Annotated in this window: 14 protein-coding genes; 8 read left to right on the top strand and 6 right to left on the bottom strand. The window is 73.4% G+C overall.

Features of this window, described 5'->3' with window-relative positions; genetic code table 11:
- Positions 1-140: 140 nt before the first annotated feature.
- Positions 141-1,940: a hypothetical protein gene (locus H9641_RS15030; protein WP_191805167.1), complete on the top strand. Its 1,800-nt coding sequence runs from the start codon at positions 141-143 to the stop codon at positions 1,938-1,940.
- A 107-nt stretch (positions 1,941-2,047) separates the two neighbouring features.
- Positions 2,048-3,862 (top strand): hypothetical protein, encoded by a 1,815-nt coding sequence (locus tag H9641_RS15035; RefSeq protein ID WP_191805169.1) that lies wholly within the window; start codon positions 2,048-2,050, stop codon positions 3,860-3,862.
- A gap of 111 nt (positions 3,863-3,973) precedes the next feature.
- Here the strand turns inward: H9641_RS15035 and H9641_RS15040 are convergent, their stop codons facing one another.
- The gene (locus tag H9641_RS15040; protein WP_191805171.1) at positions 3,974-5,341 is read right to left on the bottom strand and encodes an FAD-binding oxidoreductase; all 1,368 of its coding nucleotides are present in this window, start codon (positions 5,339-5,341) and stop codon (positions 3,974-3,976) included.
- A 205-nt stretch (positions 5,342-5,546) separates the two neighbouring features.
- Here H9641_RS15040 and H9641_RS15045 point away from each other — a divergent pair, with 205 nt between their 5' ends.
- Positions 5,547-6,986 (top strand): DUF2252 domain-containing protein, encoded by a 1,440-nt coding sequence (locus tag H9641_RS15045; RefSeq protein WP_191805173.1) that lies wholly within the window; start codon positions 5,547-5,549, stop codon positions 6,984-6,986.
- A 172-nt stretch (positions 6,987-7,158) separates the two neighbouring features.
- Here H9641_RS15045 and H9641_RS15050 read toward each other — a convergent pair whose 3' ends face one another.
- The 4 genes from H9641_RS15050 to H9641_RS15065 all read right to left on the bottom strand — a co-directional run bounded on the left by H9641_RS15050 (position 7,159) and on the right by H9641_RS15065 (position 10,987).
- Complete coding sequence (locus tag H9641_RS15050; protein ID WP_191805175.1) at positions 7,159-8,082, bottom strand: Ppx/GppA phosphatase family protein; 924 nt, start codon at positions 8,080-8,082, stop codon at positions 7,159-7,161.
- Positions 8,083-8,200: 118 nt separating this feature from the next.
- Entirely contained in the window at positions 8,201-8,476 is a 276-nt protein-coding gene (locus tag H9641_RS15055; RefSeq protein ID WP_191805177.1) for a hypothetical protein, read from the bottom strand.
- Positions 8,476-9,756 (bottom strand): TFIIB-type zinc ribbon-containing protein, encoded by a 1,281-nt coding sequence (locus tag H9641_RS15060; RefSeq protein WP_191805179.1) that lies wholly within the window; start codon positions 9,754-9,756, stop codon positions 8,476-8,478. The genes H9641_RS15055 and H9641_RS15060 overlap by 1 nt, the downstream gene beginning before the upstream one ends.
- A 10-nt stretch (positions 9,757-9,766) precedes the next feature.
- Positions 9,767-10,987 carry an SHOCT domain-containing protein gene (locus tag H9641_RS15065; protein ID WP_191805181.1) on the bottom strand — a complete coding sequence of 407 codons (1,221 nt, stop codon included), beginning with the start codon at positions 10,985-10,987 and terminating at the stop codon, positions 9,767-9,769.
- 213 nt (positions 10,988-11,200) lie between these two features.
- Here H9641_RS15065 and H9641_RS15070 point away from each other — a divergent pair, with 213 nt between their 5' ends.
- A complete protein-coding gene (locus H9641_RS15070; protein ID WP_191805183.1) occupies positions 11,201-11,629 on the top strand; it encodes an NUDIX hydrolase in 429 nt (142 codons plus the stop codon).
- Between the two features lie 112 nt (positions 11,630-11,741).
- Here H9641_RS15070 and H9641_RS15075 read toward each other — a convergent pair whose 3' ends face one another.
- The gene (locus H9641_RS15075) at positions 11,742-13,208 is read right to left on the bottom strand and encodes a glutamyl-tRNA reductase (protein ID WP_191805185.1); all 1,467 of its coding nucleotides are present in this window, start codon (positions 13,206-13,208) and stop codon (positions 11,742-11,744) included.
- Positions 13,209-13,257: 49 nt separating this feature from the next.
- Between H9641_RS15075 and hemE the strand changes: the two genes are divergently transcribed.
- The 4 genes from hemE (at position 13,258) to H9641_RS15095 (ending at position 18,290) form a co-directional block, all read left to right on the top strand.
- Complete coding sequence (gene hemE, locus H9641_RS15080) at positions 13,258-14,367, top strand: uroporphyrinogen decarboxylase (protein ID WP_191805187.1); 1,110 nt, start codon at positions 13,258-13,260, stop codon at positions 14,365-14,367.
- Between the two features lie 54 nt (positions 14,368-14,421).
- The gene (locus H9641_RS15085; RefSeq protein ID WP_191805189.1) at positions 14,422-15,918 is read left to right on the top strand and encodes a protoporphyrinogen/coproporphyrinogen oxidase; all 1,497 of its coding nucleotides are present in this window, start codon (positions 14,422-14,424) and stop codon (positions 15,916-15,918) included.
- A 183-nt stretch (positions 15,919-16,101) separates the two neighbouring features.
- Entirely contained in the window at positions 16,102-17,277 is a 1,176-nt protein-coding gene (hemC, locus tag H9641_RS15090; RefSeq protein ID WP_191805190.1) for a hydroxymethylbilane synthase, read from the top strand.
- On the top strand, positions 17,277-18,290 hold the full coding sequence (locus H9641_RS15095; RefSeq protein ID WP_191805192.1) for a uroporphyrinogen-III synthase: 1,014 nt from the start codon (positions 17,277-17,279) through the stop codon (positions 18,288-18,290). Before hemC ends, H9641_RS15095 begins: the two co-directional genes overlap by 1 nt.
- The last annotated feature ends 27 nt before the right edge of the window (positions 18,291-18,317 follow it).

The raw sequence follows: 18,317 nt of genomic DNA on the forward strand, positions 1-18,317 counted from the left end.
CCGATCCCGCCGGATCAGGGGCATCTACTCACTTCTCGGCACGGCACCGGTCGCGAGGCAGTGCTCCCGGGGCAGCGATGCCCGGGCCCCTAGGATGATGCCCGCTGCGCGGTGCAGCGATCTCGACCAGGGGGAAGATCTTGACGTTCTACGGCGCAGATGTCGCTGCACTCCGTGACCTAGCCACCACGTTCGACGCCGGAGCCGAGGAGCTCGACGGTTCGAGGACGGGCATCCGCGGCAAGCTGGGGTCGGTCCCGTGGCACGGCCCTGGGGCCGAGCGGTACCGGGCCGACTGGCAGCACCAGCTCGAACCCGCCCTCACCAGGACCTCGGCCTCGCTCCGCGAGGCAGCGCGGCGCCTGCGCGCCAACGCCGCCGACCAGGAGCGCACGAGCAGCGCCGACGGCGGTGGCACCTCGAGCGGGTCCCCGCGTCCCGGGCCCTCGACCACCCCGCCGACCGGGCCCGCGCAGGGGCCCGCGCAAGGGGCTACGCCGAGCCGGCCCGGCTTCTCGTTCTCCTTGGAGGGCGAGAACACGCAGGACGACGCCGTCCGCAACCCCGACGGCTCGATCAGGACTCCGGCCACGATCACCAACACCACGAGCGGCTCGTTCGACGCGTCGCACGACCCCGAGACTGGCACGACGACCGTCGGCGCCGGGGGCGGTCTCTCGTCGGCCCTCGCGGTCAAGGGGGCGACCCTCGAGTTCGGCGCGTCAGGCGCCGCCGAGATCACCCGCACCACGCACTCCGAGGACGGCTTCACGACCTACGCGGGCTCCCAGAAGGGGTCGCTCACGGTCTCCGGCGGGGCCGAGATCAAGGAGGTCGGCGCCTCGGTCGCGTACGGGAACGGCTACGAGATGGCGTTCGAGACCACGGTCCCCGACGCCGTCGCCGGCGATCCCACGTTCGATCCGCGCGGCATCTCACCGACCGACCCCCGGAGCATCCCGGTCGGCGGCAGCGTGACGCTCGACAGCAAGAACTTCAAGAGCTCGGACTTCGCCGGCTCGTTCGAGATCTTCGCCTACGAGGAGTCGATCGGGACGTCGGAGGGCATGAGCAAGGCGGTCGAGCGGCTCGACGAGAACCACGTCCGCGTCACGACGGGCCCGACGAGCAGCCTCGACCGCTCGGGAGCCGTGGGCCTCGACCTCGACGTCATCAAGGCCATGGTGGGCACCACCGGCTCCCACGAGACCGGCGCGATGCAGACCGCGGTGCTCGACGTCTCGACGCCCGAGGGGTCCGCTGCCTACGCGCGCTACCTCGCGGGCGGGGAGCTGCCGTCGCAGGACGGTCCGGGCGTCTCCGAGTCGGCACTGGTCTCGCGCTGGAGCGGGACGAGCGGGTCGAGCGCGGACCTCACCCTGTTCGGTCACGAGATGTCGAAGGAGCACGTCGCGTCGGTCGGCGACAGCGTCGCGGTGACCCGACCCGACGGTTCCGTCTCGTGGTCCGGGCAGGTGGCGTTCGACGACGACTCACGACGCATGGAGTACGAGCGCGCGATGGACGCGAACGGGGTCGAGGACCCGTCGGCCTCACGCCTCACCGTCTCGATCGACCTCGACAAGAACACCGCGGGGATCATCAACAACGGCTACCTCGACGCCGCGGGAGGCCGTGCGGAAGCGGGCCAGACGCTGCAGATCACGCTCGACGGTCACGACGAACGCGCCCTGGCCGACCAGGCGTTCGGCAAGCTCATGACGGGCTTCAACGGTGCCACCGAGGTCGTCGACATGAACGACCCGCTCGCCTCGATCGTCATGGACGGGGACTTCGGCCAGGACCCGACCCGCAAGCCCTACGACTCCGTGGTCGGCGGTCTCCTGGGGCAGACGACCGACAACAGCGTGGTCCTCGACCACCTGGCACGGATCAGCGACGACGGGAAGCTCCCCGGGACCGTGCGCGTCGTCGGCTGACCTGCGCCGCGAGCTCCACCTGGGGACTCCTCCCCATGTCGCGATCCGGCACCGTCACGTAGCGTGTCCTCGTCCAGGACTCCCTGCCGGTTGAAAGAGGTTCGCCCGTGGTCATGTACGGCGCCGACGTCGCAGCACTGCGCGACCTCGCCACGAGCCTCGACGGCGGGGCCGGCGTCCTCGACCAGGCGCGCTCGAAGGTCCGGGGGTCGTTCCACTCGGTGCCCTGGTACGGGCCCGACGCGGACCAGGAACGCGGACAGTGGGACGGCCGGCTGGAGCCGCTCCTGACGCAGACCGCCCAGTCCTTGCGGGACGCGGCGACGACCCTGCGGCGCAACGCCGACGACCAGGAGAGCACGAGCGCCGCGGACACCGGGTCGTCGGGCGCGGCAGGCGGCGCCGGCGGTTCCGGCGGCCCAGGGGGTTCCGGCGGCGGAGCCGGATCCGGTGGACCCGGCGGCGGTTCCGGCGGGGGCGCAGGCTCCTCCTCAGGGGTCGACGACGCCGAGTCCCCCGGTGGCCCGACCGTGACCGTCAAGGGGACCCAGGAGTCGGGCACGGACAACGGCTCGCTCGGGTCGCCCGCGACCGAGGGCAGCGGCGGGTCCGTCTCGGGGGGCGTGACGTACGACCCGACCACGGGCGAGACCACGGTCTCCGGCTCGGGCACGCTCGAGAACTGGTTCCAGACCACCAACGGCTCCAAGGTCACGTTCGGCCTGACCGGCGGTGCCGAGCTCACGTCGGGCGAGAAGAGCGAGGACGGGTTCACCACCTGGACGACCAAGTCCGACGTCTCGGTGGGCGTCGAGGGCGGGTTCGACAAGGGTGGCAACGGCGTGAGCGGCAGCTACACCACGGGCGTGACCTCCGAGTACGCGGTCAAGGTGCCCGACGGCGCCAAGATCACCGACCCGGGTGCCGTCAACCCGTTCGACCCCTCGACCATGCCGACCGGCTCGACCGTCACCATGGACAGCGGGAGCTACACGGGCACCGAGCTCGAGGCCTCGTTCCGCCACATCGCCATGAAGTCGGGCATCGAGGAGTCGGCCGGGGTGAGCAGCGTGATCGAGAAGACGGGCGACGACACCGTGCGCATCACGTCCGGTCCCACGGACGCACTGAGCAACTACGGCGGGCTCGGCGTCGACTTCGAGGCCGTCAAGGTCCTGCTCGGCAACACGACCTCGCTCGACGGCGCGTCGCTGCGCAGCGCCGAGCTGGACCTCTCGACGCCCGAGGGCAAGGCCGCGTACGACACCTACCTCCTCACGGGCGAGATCCCGCAGGACGCGTCGACGGGCATCTCGGGGCTCACGACGATCGAGAAGATCGACTACAAGTCCACGACGTCGCTCGACGTCGAGACGCCCGTGGGCGGCGCGTCGTGGGACCTCGGCGAGAACTCGGGCTCGGCCGTCGTCACGACCTACCCGGACGGGTCGGCGGACCAGCAGACCAAGCTCAGCTACGGGGGGCGCAGCGACACGTTCTTCTCGCAGGCCTTCAACCCGGACGGGACCGAGAACACCGCGGGCCGCACCTACACGTACACCGTCGAGGCCGACCAGATGTCGACCCAGCTCTTCAACCAGAGCGAGTTCTCGGGTCTCGACGCGGGCGGCACGGTCAAGGAGGGGGACGTGCTCCGGCTCACGCTCACCGAGCGTCAGATGGCGACGCTCCACGCCAACGCGGTCGAGTACAGCAAGGACAGCATCGGGGTCAACCAGGTCTCGGCCCTGGCGCTCGACTACGACGGCAAGCCGGTGAGCACGTTCGACTACGCCGCGAGCCTGGCCCGTGGTCCGCGCAGCGACGGTTCGCTCGTCGAGATGCTGTTCTCCATCAACCAGGGCTCTGCCGGCGGCGGGGACCTCAAGCAGTTCCCCGGGACCATCACGCCGGCCAAGTAGGCACGAGGCACCGCAGGAGGGCCCGTCGTGGCCGGGCATCACGGCCCGACGGCGCCGCGTCCTCTCCCGTCGTCCCGCCGGGGAGGCGGGGCGGACGGGAGCACCGGCCGCTCACCGCGGCATGACGAACCGGCCCTCGGGGTCGAGGTCGCGGCGCACCGTCGCGAGGTGCGCCTGGTCGGCGGGCGACCACAGGTCGATCATGGCGGCCTCGCTCACCGCCCCGGCGAAGTTCGCCTGGGTCCGTCCGAGGGACCACGGCTGCACGGCCTCGAGGAGCCCGTTGATCGCGGCCGGCACGGCCGTCTCGAAGAGCTCGGGGACCGGGAGGCCGATCACGAAGAGCGAGAACGCCGCGTCGCGGCCCGTCACGGAGTCCGGCCCGTGCTCGCCGTCGCCGAGCGCCCCACCGAGGTGACGGATCTCGGCCATCATGAGGGGCGCGGTCGACTGCGGCCCGGCGATGCCCAGCAGCACCTCGGCGGTCTGCGGCTCGAACGTGTGCAGCAGGGTCGAACCGTCGAGCACGGGCATGGGGTCGGTCGGGTCCTGGTGGACCGCTCCGATCGCGGCGTAGGGCATCTCGCCGATCGAGTCCAGGATGATCGGGGCGGCCTCGCGCAGCGGTGCGATGGCCTCGGCCACCTCGGCGAGCGGACGGGTCGAGGCGACCCGGACGTTCGCGACGTACTGGCCCCGCAGGGGCTCGGGCAGGAACTCGAGCGGCGGCAGGCGCAGCAGCGCGACGGAGGTCGTGATGTCCGAGGGGGCGGTCGCGACCCAGTCGGCGTAGGCGCGGAACATGGTCGCCGCGTCGTCGCCGACCGCGAAGAAGCTCCCTCCGGTGATGGTCGCGAGGGGCAGGAGCCTGATCGTCACCGACGTGACGACCCCCAGGCCCCACTTCCCGCCACGCAGCGCGCGCAGCACCTCGGGGTGGTGGTCGGCGTCGACGTGCAGCAGGTCGCCGTCGCCCGTCACGACGTCTGCCGCGAGCAGGTAGTTCGACCCGAAGCCCACCTCGCGGGCCAGCGGGCTCATGCCGCCGCCCAGGAGGAAGCCGACGACCCCCACGTCGGGCGACGACCCGGTGACCGCGGCGAGCCCCAGGGGCGTGACGGCGTCGAGCACGTCTCTCCAGCGCGAGCCCGCGGCCACGCGCGCCGTGCGGGCGGGCTCGTCGACCTCGACGCCCGTCAGGCCCGCGGTCGTGAGTGCGATGCCGCCGTCGATCCCGCGCGCGAAGCCGTGGCCCGTGCTGAAGACCGCGACGGGCAGACCGAACCGCTTGGCGACCCGCACGGTCGCCTGGACGTCGGCCGGGGACGTGGCGTCGACGACGTAGTCGGGACGGTGCTCGACGGCGATGTTCATGCCCGAGAGCCGGGCCTCGGCAGCGTTGCCGGGAAGGACGCGTCCGGTCACGGCCTGCGTGAGCGCGTCGAGGACGACATCCTGCGTGATCTCGTGGGTGGTCATGGGTGTTCCCTCTCAAAAGGTGGTGGCGCCGGACAGCGCAGAGCGGCGCTACCCCAGAAAGAGAGCTGCGGGCGCTTCCGGTGACAGGTCGGCACGAGGTGCCGGGAATGTCCGCCGAGGGGGACGCCCCGCCGCGCCCACGACGACCGCGCGCGCCATGATGAGCGTGGGCGCGCCCTCACGCCCACGGACCCGAGGAGCGACGATGCCTCACACCGCCACGGACCAGCACCCCGACCGCGCACCGTTGCGCGGGACCCCCTCGCCCGAGCACCGCAAGGAGCAGGGGCGCGCCGCACGCTCGCTCCTCCCCCGTCGTTCGACCGCCGCCTGGACACCGCCGACCGACCGCCGCGACCCCGTCGCGATCCTCCAGGCCCAGAACGCGAGCCGCGTGCCCGAGCTCGTCCCGCTGCGCATGGGACGCATGGCCGCGACGCCCTTCTCGTTCTACCGGGGGGCGGCGGCCGTCATGGCGGCAGACCTCGGCACGGGGCCGCGCACCGACCTGACCGTCCAGCTGTGCGGCGACGCGCACCTCGCGAACTTCGGCGGGTTCGCATCCCCCGAGCGTTCGCTGGTGTTCGACATCAACGACTTCGACGAGACGCACCGCGGCCCGTTCGAGTGGGACCTCCAGCGCCTCGTCGCGAGCCTCGAGATCGCAGGCCGCCACCGCGGCATGGCGCCCCAGGAGCGCGAGCGGGTCGCCCTCGCGGCGGCGAGGGGGTACCGCCAGACGCTCCGCACGTTCGCCGACCTGGGCCACCTCGACCTGTGGCACGTGCAGCTCCGCGGCGACGAGATCGTCGACCGGTGGCGTGGGTCGGTCCCGCCCGTCGTCATGGAGAACCTCCGCAAGGCGCTGCGCAAGGCGCGGACCAAGGACCGGCAGAAGGCCCGCCGCCGGCTCACGGCGCTCCATGACGACGGCGAGCTGCGGTTCGTGAGCGACCCGCCCCTGCTCGTGCCGGTGCGCGACCTGTACGACGCGGACGAGCAGGCCCGTTACCTCGGCGTCGTGGCTGCGGCGCTCGCGACGTACGGCGACTCGCTCACGGGGGCGCGCCGCATCCTGCTCGAGCGCTACCGGCTGGTCGACCTGGCCCGGCGCGTGGTCGGGGTCGGGAGCGTCGGGACGCGCTGCTGGGTCGCGCTGCTCGTGGGCCGGGACAACGACGACCCGTTGTTCCTGCAGGTCAAGGAGGCCGAGCCGTCCGTCCTGGAGCCCTACACGTCGGCCAGTCCGTACCCGGAGAACGGGCGGCGCGTGGTCGAGGGGCAACGCCTCCTGCAGGCCACGAGCGACGCGCTGCTCGGCTGGAACACCGTGCACGGCGCCGACGACCGACGCCACGACTACTACTTCCGCCAGCTCTGGGACTGGAAGGTCTCGGCGGACCTCGAGACCATGCTCCCGGTCGCGATGGCCGCGTACGCGCAGATGTGCGCGTGGGTCCTCGCGCGAGGGCACGCCCGCTCGGGCGACGCCCTCGCGATCAGCGCGTACCTCGGCAAGGGCGACGTCGCCGACCACTCGTTCACCGAGTTCGCCCGCCGCTACGCCGACCAGAACGCCCTGGACCACCAGGCGCTCCTCGACGCGATCGCCGCGGGCGACGTGGAGGCGGTCCAGGGCGTCTGACGCCGGGGCAGGCGCGGCGTCGGCCCCGTGCCGGTGCGGGCGTCACAGTGCCCGACGGCGCAGCCCACCTCGCGCGGACGCGTCCCGTCGGGTCGCGTCCGTGGCGGGGCGGGCCAGGACTGCTCAGGCCTCGGCGGTCCGGTCCAGGGTGACGTGCCCCCGGCTCAGGCCGTCAGATCTGGTCGAGACGACGCAGGATCGCACCCTCGCGCAAGGCCCACGGGCAGATCTCGACCTCCGCGACGCGCAGAGCCTTCATGGTCTCCTCCGCGACAACCCCGCCCGCGACGATCTGGTACGTCCGCTCGGCCGTGATCCCCGGCAGCTCGGTCCGACCCGTGGCGGGGATGCGCGCGAGGCGCGGCACCCAGTCGGACAGCTGCGAGCGCTCCATGCGCCAGCGCTCCTCCGGGCCCACGACCGCGACCTTCATGCCTGCGAGCCGGGCGAGCGACCGGAACGTCTTGGAGGTCGCGACCACGTGGTCGGGGCGTGGCAACGCCTTGATCTCACCGAGCGCCTCGGCGAGCACCCCGCGCACGTGAGTGCGCAGCGCCGCGACCTGGTGCGCCGTGGGCGGGTCGTCCGGGAGGTGCTCGATCGTCATCCGGCCGGCCCCCAGAGGGACCGAGACCGCGACGTCGGGCTCCTCGTCCAGACCCGACGCGATCTCGAGCGAGCCGCCACCGATGTCCAGGACCATGAGGCGGCCCGACGCCCACCCGTGCCAGCGCCTCGCCGCGAGGAACGTCAGCCGCGCCTCCTCGGGGCCCGAGAGGACCTCGATCGGGACCCCGACGCGCTCCTCGATCGCCGCGAGCACCTCGGGGCCGTTGGTCGCCTCGCGCAGCGCGGACGTCGCGAGCGCGAGCGACTCGTCGACCTCGTACTCGCGGGCCAGGGCCGCCGCCTTGTCCGCCGCCTCGAGCAGGGCCTCGACGCCCTCGGCCGAGATCGAGCCGTCGGGCTGGAGGTAGCGCATGAGACGGACGACCGAGCGGCCCGACGCCGCCGGGTCCGGGCGGGCGCCGCGCACCGCGTCCACGACGAGCATGTGGACGGTGTTGGAACCGATGTCGAGCACTCCGAGTCGCATCTGCCCACGGTAGCGGGAGGCGCCGAGGCTGCCCCCGACGGCCCGCCGGAGGCGGCCTGCTGAGGCCGTCGGGGGTGAGGTGCTCGGGGCGTCGACGCCGTGCGCGGCGCCGGCGGCCCTACGACCGGTGGTTCGCGCCCGACATCCTGCTGTTCGTCCGGCCGATCAGCCGACGCACGTGGACGTCCGACGCGCGCACGTCGCGCACCTCGGACCGGGTGTCCCTCCGGTGGTCGTGACGCTCGCCGGCGTTGCGGTACCGACGCCAGGTCAGCCAGTAGAAGAGCGGCCCGGCGAGCAGCAGCAGACCGACGACGACGAGCTTCAGCGCCCCCTCCTCACCGGACGAGGACTCGGCGGCCACGGTGAGCGCGTCCAGGGCGAGCACGTGCATCAGGTCCCGATCATGACGAGGAGGGCCGCCACGGCCGCGACGGCCTCGACGACGAGCGACACCGCGAACAGGCGTCGGCGGTTGACCGGGACGGATCCCATGGTCTCGCCCGTCCGCCCGTTGACCGCGACGTAGTGCAGGAGCGAGCTCCCGTTCTTGCGGACCTCGTGGTACGAGTACAGCCACACCGGCAGGTAGGCGGCGACCCAGCGCTGGCCCACGACCTCGAGCTGCTGGTGGTCCCAGCGAAGCCCACGGTCGTAGGCCCCGATCATGTCGAGCGCCCGGAACCGGGCGATCTCCTTGGCCTGCGCGAACGCGGGCTCGCGCACGTCGTCGATGTCGGTGTCGCGCCGCTCCGCGGTGAATCCCGAGAGGTAGTTGGAGTCGTAGCGCACCGCGTTCTCGACGTCGAACGGGAGGATCGTGTTGATGATGTTGTTCGTCCGAGCGCTCGCCCCGTGGTCGCGCCGGTCCGCCGAGGACTCGATCGTCAGGTCGTCGACGTGCAGGTCGAACTCGCGCACGACGTCGTAGACGTCCGCGTCGTAGCGCCGCTCGTCGCGCTCCTCGCCGTCCGCGCCCCTGACCTTGACGGTGTAGGACCGCACGAGGCGCTCACCCTGGCCCGACAACCGGGCCTTCGTGTTGAGGTCCGCGACGAGGTACGGCATGTAGACCCCGACGACGCTCTCCGGGACGAACTCGGCCCGGAACGTCGGGTGGGCGTAGAAGCGACGCTTGCCGACGAACTCCCGGATGCGCGTGATCGCCTCGTCCTTGGGCAGGCGGAACGGCAGCACGACGTCGGGCACCGCACCGTTGGGCACCTGCTGGTTGACCGACAACGTGTTGCGGCACCAGTGGCAGCGCGCCTGGGTGCCGTGCGCGGTGTCGACGACGACGTCCGCGCCGCACGCCGAGCACCGGAACGTGAGGACCTCGTCGGTCCCCGGGACGATCGCGGCGGTGCCGGACCCGACGACGACCCCACGCAGCGCGCCGATGTCGCCGTCGAGGCCGAGGTCGGCGATGGTCCCCGCGCTCGCCCACTCGTAGCGGCAGAACCCGCACCGCAGGTTCCCCGTCGCGACGTTGAGCGAGATCTCGGTCGCCCCGCACCGCGAGCACTTGACCAGGCCGTCGCTGGCGCCGGCGTCCGTACGGACGACCGCCGGCCCGTCCGGCCGGGGGCCGGCGGACGGCTGAGCCTCGGTAGGTAGGACGGCAGGCTGCGGGGCCGACGGCGGAACGGCCGCCTCGGGCTCGTGGACGGTCATCGCCGGTCCCTCAGAACCCGAGGACCTTGGCCTTGGCGGCGTCGTAGTCCGCCTGCGTGATGAGCCCCTGGTCGAGCATGGCCTTGAGCTGCGTGAGCTTCGCGACCGGGTCCTCGGCCGCCGGCGCGGCGACGGGCGCAGCGGTGGCGACCGGCGCAGCCTGCGCGGGAACCTGCTGGAGCGGGACGACGGGCTGCTGGAGCCCGGCCATCGCGCCGCCCGCAGCGTTCATCCCCATGCCGAGGATCGCCATGTTCGCACCGCCCCCCGCACCGCCCGGGTTCTCCCCTGCGGCCTGGATGCCGCGCGCGGCAGCCTGCTGGAGGAACGAGTTGCCCCGAGCGCCGGCGAGCGCGTCGGCCTTCTTGACGTCGCTCAGCAGCGCCCTGGTGTCCTCGTCGTACTCGATCGCGGCGAGCGCGACCTTGACGATCGACAGGCCGCGGTAGGACGTCCACTGGTAGCCCTCCTCGACCGCGCCCGCCAACGACTGCGCGAACCCGACCGAGTCGCTCTGGATCCGGGTGATCCGGTTCCCCTTGTCCGCGTCGTTGGTGTAGCTCGAGAAGGCGGCCGCGAGCGATCCGACGACCTCGGTGAAGAGCTGGCTCGCGGCGTCGTTGTCGAGGTCGGAGAAGTCGAAGACCTTCGCGCTCGCACCGAGGTAGGTCAGCGGCACGAACTGCTTGACGAACAGGATGGGGTCGACGATGCGCAGCGTGTAGGTGCCGCGAGTCACGGCCCCGACCTGGGCGCCGAGGTAGGCGTCGTCCCAGTAGATCTCCGACTGGGTGCCGAACCGGTTGTTCGGCAGCTCCTTGAGGTTCACGTAGAAGCCGAGCTGCTGGGACCCGGGCTGACCGCCGAACTTGAACCGCTCCCACGTGGTCTTGACCAACGGGCTCAGGAAGCCGTTGTCGGCGAAGATCGACTGGGAGTTCTGGTCGTCGGACGTGAACAGGTACCCGCCCGGCTCGGCTACGAAACCCGTGAGCGCGCCGTCCTGGAACGTGAGGAGCCCGTACCCCTCGGGGACGACGAACCGGCTCCCGTTGGTGATGATGTTCGCCGAGCCCTTGGTGTTGGAGCCACGACCAGCGTTCTGTCCCTGCGCGACCGCCGGGAAGAGCGCTGCGGTCGGCGCGAGGTTCGTGGGTGGCGCGAGGAAGTCCTTCCACTGGTCCGCGAGCGTGCCTCCGAGGGCACCAGCAAAGGCCTTGATGAATCCCATCGAGCTCTCCGTCCGATCGGGCGGGCGGTGCCGCGCGTGACCTGTCGTCGTCGCGGGCGGGCACCGTGGGGCCCGTCCGCGATCGGCACAGTATCGACTTTCGTTCTGAAACGGAACTATCGGCGGGTTCCCGGCGACCTGGGTCTCGGCCTCCGGACGACGGCGTCGCGACCGGCCGCCGACGGCGACGCACCGGGTGGAAGGATGTCGACCGTGACCTCCCTCGACACCCCCACGACCCCCCTGAAGACCGTCGGCTGGATCCACGTCCGCGACGGGCGGCTGCTGGTCGTCCGCAGCCGCGACAACGAGCTGTTCTTCATGCCGGGCGGCAAGCTCGATCCCGGCGAGAGCGACACCGAGGCGCTGGTCCGCGAGATCGAGGAGGAGCTCGGCGTCCTGCTCGACCCGGCGACGGTCCGCTCGGGACTCGTCGCCGAGGCGCCCGGTCACGGGCTCGACGGGCGGCTCGTGCGGATGCACTGCTTCTACGCCGAACCGCTGCCGGGGTCGCCCGAGCCTGCCCCGCGCGCCGAGGTCGGTGAGCTCACGTGGGTCACGGGGAGCGAGGCCCACCGCGTCCCGCCCGCGGGCCGGATCGTCCTGGAGCACCTGGTCGACGCGGGCGTGCTCGCGGCCTGACGGGGCACTTCCCTCGGTCGAGCACGGGGTTGCGATCAGTCGAGCACGGGGTTGCGGTCGAGAACCGCCCGAGAACGACCGCAACCTCGTGCTCGGCACACCGAGTAGGGGCTCAGCGCCCCGCGCACACCTCGACGTCGGACCCGCTCGTCCCGGCGCCGCGCAGAGCCGCCTCGGCATCGGCCACCACGGCCTCGGCCTCGGCCTGAGCCACCGCGAGCGCCGACGCCCGAGCCGCCACGATCGCGTCGTGCAGGTCGGCGTGCACACGACGACGGACCGAGCGGGTGAGCGCCTCGGCCTCGGCCTCGTCGACCTCGGTCCCCGCGGCCCGGCGTCCGGCCACGCGCTCGGCGACCTCGGCGGCGATCCGTCGGTCGGCGTCGTCGAGCAGCTCGACGACGGCCGTGTCGGCCGCCCGCCCCAGGCGCGTCTCCTCGAAGTCCTGCGTCGCACGGTCCACGATCCGCCGCGCCTGACCGACGACGAGGGACCCCAGCGCGGGTGAGTGCGCCTTGAGGGAGGCCAGGTCGTAGAGCAGGACACCGTCGAGGTCCGCGACGCGCGGGTCGACGTCACGGTGCAGCGCCAGGTCGAGGACCACCATGGGCCGGTGCGGGGCCTCGTCGCCCGCGGCCTCCGCGGCGCGCGACCGGGCGCGGACGACGGCCGCGGCGTCGAGCACGTGGCCCAGCGCGTCGCCGCCGCCCAGGAGCGCGTCACGGTCGGCAGGGAGCTCGTCCCCCTCGGCGGGCACCTGGTCTCCTCCGGCACCCGGCTCGGTCACCCTCGGAGCGCCACCGGCCAGCACCCGCCCCCGTGCCCCGCTGCACGAGACCACGAGGTCCGCGTCCTCGAGAGCCGTCACGAGGTCCGTCACGGCGACCGCGCCGCGGTCGGCCGCGAACTGCTCGGCACGCCCCGACCCCGAGTACACGCGCACGTCCTCGCAGCCCCGCGCCCGCAGCGCTGCGAGCGACGCACCGGCGTACGAGCCCGTGCCGATGAGCACGGTCCGGACCTGGCGCCACGGCGGGAGCTCGGCGCTCGCGAGGTCGAGCCCCAGGGACACGACCGACCGGCCGTTGCCACCGAGCGTCGTCTCGTTGCTGATCCGCTTGGAGGTCCGGGACGCGGTCTGGAACAGGAGCTCGAGCGTGGACGACGTCGCGCCGCCCTCGCGTGCTTCCTCGAGCGCGCGCTTGACCTGACCGGCGATCTCGCGCTCGCCCACGACCATGGAGTCCAGGCCCGCGGCGACCTCGAAGAGGTGAGCGGCGACGTCGGGCCCGGTACGGGTCGAGAACGCACCCACGGCGACGTCCTCGGAGACTCCCGACGCTGCGGCGACGAGCCGCGCGACCTCGTGCGACGCGTGCTGCACGCCCCGCCCGTCCACGGGCGAGTCGACGTCCAGGTACACCTCGAACCGGTTGCACGTCGCGACGACGACGGCACCGGTGATCGCTTCGCAGGTCTCGACGGCTGCCCGTCCGACCGACGCGGCTCCGGTGGAGAGGAGCTCGAGGGTGGACATGTCCAGCTCGTGGTGACTTGCAGTCATCGACAGGAGAACCACAGTGCTCCGATTGAATCATTCCTCTGCGCGCACGGCAGAATCGGTTCTTGTGACGTTCACCGCGCTTTCAGACAACCACCCTCTCGTCGACGGCCGGACGACGAATTCGCCCCTCGTGCGCGCTTTGCGCGGCGACCGCCCGGAAACCACACCCGTGTGGTTCATGCGGCAGGCCGGCCGGTCCCTGCCCGAGTACCGCGAGCTGCGCCAGGGCGTCGGGATGCTCGACTCGTGCCTGCGCCCGGACCTGGCGAGCGAGATCACGCTCCAGCCGGTCCGCCGCCACGGCGTGGACGCGGGCATCTTCTTCTCGGACATCGTCATCCCGCTCAAGCTCGCGGGGGTCGACGTGGACATCGTGCCGGGCGTCGGCCCGGTCATGGGGCAGGCGTACCGGACGCCCGACGACGTCGCTCGCCTCGTCGAGCACGAGCTCACCCCGGAGTCGCTCGCGCCCGTGACGGAGGCCGTCGCGCTCACGGTCGCGGCACTCGGGTCGACGCCCCTCATCGGCTTCGCGGGGGCGCCGTTCACGCTCGCGGCGTACCTGGTCGAGGGGCGCCCGTCGCGCGACCACCTCGCGGCGCGCACGCTCATGCACGCGGACCCCGAGTCGTGGGCCCGCCTGACGGCGTGGACCGCGCAGATCACGGGCGCGTTCCTGCGCGCACAGGTCCTGGCCGGGGCCAGCGCGGCCCAGCTGTTCGACTCGTGGGCCGGCAGCCTGTCGCTCGAGGACTACCTCGCGGGCGCCAAGCCGGGCAGCACGGTCGCCCTGTCGCAGGTCAGCGACCTGGGCGTCCCGGCGATCCACTTCGGGACGGGCACCGGGCACCTGCTGGGGGCCATGCGCGACTCGCTCACCGAGGCGGGAGTGACGCACCCGACCGTGGGCGTGGACTACCGCACGCCGCTCGACGAGGCCGCGGCGACCCTCGGGGGGTACGTGCCGGTCCAGGGCAACATCGACCCGGCCCTGCTGGCCGCGCCGTGGCCCGTGCTCGAGGCGCACGTCCTCGACGTCCTGCGCCGTGGGAGCGCTGCGCCGGGCCACGTGGTGAACCTCGGGCACGGCGTGCCGCCCGAGACCGACCCGACGGTCCTGACCCGGGTCGTCGAGCTCGTCCATTCCGTCCGGAACGTGTCGGACCAGGCGTGACCCCGGTGCGACGCCTGGTCTGACACACCCTCGCGGCGGGGGCACACTGGACGTGTGCACCCCGCTGCTGATGGATCGACCGGCAACTCCCCCACCACGTTCGACGCTGTCGTCGTCGGCGCCGGCGTGGCCGGCCTGACCGCCGCGCGCACGCTGCGCCGCCGAGGCCTGCGGGTCCTCGTCCTGGAGGCGGCCGACCGCCCGGGCGGGCCGGTGCACGGCGACAAGCTGGGCTCGACGGGACTGTCGGTCGACGTGGGCGCCGAGTCCTTCGCGGCGCGCGGGTCGGCCGTGGGCGACCTGGTGTCCGCCCTGGGCCTGACGGTCGTCGAGCCTGCCCCGATCAGCGCGTGGGGCTACGCCGCGAGCCGTGCGTTCCCGCTGCCGAAGGCGGGGATCATGGGCATCCCGGCCCACCCGTTCGCAGCCGACGTGCGCCGCGCGGTCGGCTGGCCGGGCGCGCTGCGCGCGGGCATGGACCGCATCAAGCCGCGGCGATGGGTCGACGAGGAGAACCTCGAGACGTTCACCCGTTCGCGCGTGGGCCGGCGCGTCGCGGAGCGCCTCGTCGCCCCGGTCGCCGCGGGCGTCCACTCGGCACCGCTCGAACGGCTCGACGTCGACGCCGTGGCCCCGGGCCTGCGCGAGGCCTACGCCCGCGAGGGCTCGCTGACCCGTGCGGTCGCGGCTCTGCGCGCCCAGGCGCCGGCGGGCTCGGCGGTCCGCGGCATCGAGGGCGGCATGCACCGCCTCGTCGAGGAGCTCACGCTCGCGGTCACGGACGACGCGCCCGACGCCGCTTCTCCCGCCGGGAGCGCGGGCCCGGCCGGGGTGCTGCTCGTGCGCCACGAGGTGGTCGGGCTGGACCGCGACGGCGACCAGGGGTGGAGCGTCCAGGCCGAGGGCCCCGGCGGCCCCACGACCTTCCGGGCCCCGCGGCTCCTGGTCACGACCCCCGCGGTCGTGGACCTGGTGTCCCCGCTCGCGGGCCGCACGGCCGACCCGGTGCCGGACCCCGAGCCCGGTGCCGACATCCGTCTCGTGACGCTCCTGGTCGAGGCCCCCGAGCTCGACGCCGCCCCGCGGGGCAGCGGCCTGCTGGTCGCGCCGAAGCCCCGCACGTGGTCGACGCGCGACGAGAACCACCGGGCAGGCGCGCACGACCCGGTCCAGGCCAAGGCCCTGACCCACTCGACCGCGAAGTGGCCGTGGCTGGCTGCCCGGGTGGCGGGCGCCGTCGGGCCGGGGAACCACGTGGTGCGACTGAGCTACGGGCGCATCGGCGAGACGGTCGAACCGACCGTGAACCAGGTCGTGCGCGACGCCTCGGTGCTGCTCGGGGTCGACCTCGACGGCAAGGTGCGCGAGCACCTGTCGACGCGCTGGAACGGGTCCCTCCCCCCGCCCACGCCCGTGTACCGGCGCGAGGTCGCGGCGTTCGTCGAGCGGGTCTCGCACGTCGACGGGCTCGGGGTCACGGGTGGCTGGATCGCGGGCACGGGGCTCGCGGCGATCGTCGGGCACGCGCAGGACTGCGCCGAGCAGCTCTGATCTCCGGGAATTGCACGGCACGTGATGCCGACTGCATTCCTTCGCCGAACGTCCTGACAATTCGTCTTCTCGTTCTGACCTCCTGTCAGGTCGATGTCACTCGCGCCGCCTTTCCGCAGAATGTCGCGCCGAACGCATTCGCACGCATTTCGACAATGCCGCCGCGCAGAGGAGACTAGGAGCGTGAGCATTCGTGTCGGAACCCGTGGCAGCGCCCTCGCGACGACCCAGACGGGACTCGTCGCACGACGCATCGAGCAGCTGACCGGGCACCCGGTCGAGATCGTGCGCATCCGCACCGAGGGCGACGTCCGCTCGGGATCGCTCGCCTCCATGGGCGGCACCGGGGTGTTCGTGACCGCGCTGCGCGAGGCGCTGCTCGACGGCCGCTGCGACGTCGCCGTCCACTCCCTCAAGGACCTGCCGACCGGCGCTGCCGAGGGGCTGACCCTCGTGACCCCCGAGCGCGAGAACCCGCGCGACGTCCTGTGCGCCCGGAACGGCTGGACGCTCGAGACCCTGCCGCGCGGCGCCAGGGTCGGCACCGGGTCGCCGCGACGGGCGGCCCAGCTCCTCGCGGTCCGCCCCGACCTCGACGTGCTCGACATCCGCGGCAACGTCGACACGCGCCTCGCGCGCGCCCTCGGCCCCGACGCGGACCTCGACGCGGTCGTCCTCGCGTACGCGGGGCTCTCGCGCCTGGGCCGCCTCGACGCGGTCTCCGAGGTCATCGACGTGCGCGTCATGGCCCCGGCGCCCGGGCAGGGCGCACTGGGCGTCGAGGTCCGCACCGCCGACCTCTCGCCCCTGTCCTCGTTCGACCTCCTGCCCGACGGCGGCACACGCCAGCCCCTCGACCTCGCCGAGGTCGTCGCGGGCCTCGACCACCTCCCGACCCGCCTCGCGGTCCTCGCCGAGCGTGCGCTGCTCGCCCGGCTCGAGGCCGGGTGCGCGGCCCCCGTCGGCGCTCACGCGGTGGTCGAGGACGACCAGCTCCGCCTCTCCGCGGTCGTGGCCCGGCTCGACGGCGGGCAGGTCCTCACGCACTCGGCCCGGGTCGCGCTGCCCGCGGTCGTCGGCGGCGGCCACACCGCCGGCGGGGCCGGTGCTCCCCGGACGGCCGGCGCCGACGACGCGTCGGACGCGCTCGCCCGCGCCCTGGGCGTCGAGGTCGCGGACGCCCTGCTGGCCGGAGGGGCCGCCGAGCTCGCGCCCCTGCGTGCGACCGGTCCCGGCGGCGGCTCGCTCCCCGGTGCCGAGGCGTCGGCGCTCTGGGCCCCCGGCACCGCACCCACCGACGCTGCCGACGAGCTCACGGTCGGCGGCACCGACGCCCCCGTGAACCCGGAGCAGCGCTGATGCCAGGCAGGCTGCGCGACCCCCAGCGCGGGCGCGAGCTGCCGCCGGTGCAGTCGTCGCCGCAGCACTCCGGCGCCGCCGGACCGCTGACGGGGACCACCGTCCTGGTGCCGCGCTCGCCCGAGCGGGCCGAGCCCCTCGCGGTGCGGCTGCGCACGCAGGGCGCGACCGTGCTCGTGAGCCCCGCGATCGAACGCGCACCCATCGAGGACACCGCGGCCATGGACGCCGCCGTCGCGGACCTCGCGCGCGGGGCCTTCGCCTGGGTCGTGGTGACGAGCGTCAACGCGATCGACGAGCTGACCGCGAGCGCCGCGCGCCGCGGACGGTCCCTCGCCGAGGTGTCGGGTCGTGACGGGGCCGCCGGCACCGCCGGCACCGCGGGACCTGGCACGCGGTGGGCTGCGGTCGGGCCCGCGACACGACGCGCGCTCGAGGCCGCGGGGGTCCAGGTGGACCTCGAGGCGACCGTGAACTCGGCGCGCGGTCTGCTCGCGGCGTTCGACCGGCTGCCGGACGCACGCGGGGCGGACGTCCGGTCCGCCTCGGACGAGGGGCCCACCGGTGCGAGGGGCCGCGTGCTCGTGCCGCAGGGCGACCTCGCGAAGCCCACCATGGCCGACGGCCTGCGCGAGCGCGCCTGGGACGTCCAGGTCGTGACCGCCTACCGGACGGTGTCGCACGCGCTCTCTCCTGAGGTCGTCGAGGCGTGGCGGGCGGGTGCGGTCGACGTGGTCGTGCTGACGTCGGGCAGCGTGGCGCGCGAGGTCGCGGCCCAACTCGGCGCGGACCCGCGCGTCGCGGGCGTCGCGATCGGGGAGCCGACGGCGGAGGCCGCGCACGCGGTCGGGCTGCGGGTCGACGCCGTGGCCGACAGGGCGACCGACGAGGCGCTGGCCGCAGCGGTGCTCCGCGTCGCTGCCGACCCGTCCGCACGGCCCCGCGACACTCCCCCCGCTCCCCTGCTCGACTCCGACTCCCCCTCCCCCACAGAAGGCAGGAACCTCCCGTGATCCGTCCCCGCCGCCTGCGCTCGACCC

The organism is Oerskovia merdavium, from assembly GCF_014836755.1.
Classification (GTDB): domain Bacteria; phylum Actinomycetota; class Actinomycetes; order Actinomycetales; family Cellulomonadaceae; genus Oerskovia; species Oerskovia merdavium.

What these genes read in the sequence shown, in the direction of transcription:
- H9641_RS15040 (WP_191805171.1), bottom strand. Translation starts at nt 5,341, where the DNA reads ATGACCACCCACGAGATCACGCAGGATGTCGTCCTCGACGCGCTCACG.
- H9641_RS15045 (WP_191805173.1), top strand. Translation starts at nt 5,547, where the DNA reads ATGCCTCACACCGCCACGGACCAGCACCCCGACCGCGCACCGTTGCGC.
- H9641_RS15050 (WP_191805175.1), bottom strand. Translation starts at nt 8,082, where the DNA reads ATGCGACTCGGAGTGCTCGACATCGGTTCCAACACCGTCCACATGCTC.
- H9641_RS15055 (WP_191805177.1), bottom strand. Translation starts at nt 8,476, where the DNA reads ATGCACGTGCTCGCCCTGGACGCGCTCACCGTGGCCGCCGAGTCCTCG.
- H9641_RS15060 (WP_191805179.1), bottom strand. Translation starts at nt 9,756, where the DNA reads ATGACCGTCCACGAGCCCGAGGCGGCCGTTCCGCCGTCGGCCCCGCAG.
- H9641_RS15065 (WP_191805181.1), bottom strand. Translation starts at nt 10,987, where the DNA reads ATGGGATTCATCAAGGCCTTTGCTGGTGCCCTCGGAGGCACGCTCGCG.
- H9641_RS15095 (WP_191805192.1), top strand. Translation starts at nt 17,277, where the DNA reads ATGCCAGGCAGGCTGCGCGACCCCCAGCGCGGGCGCGAGCTGCCGCCG.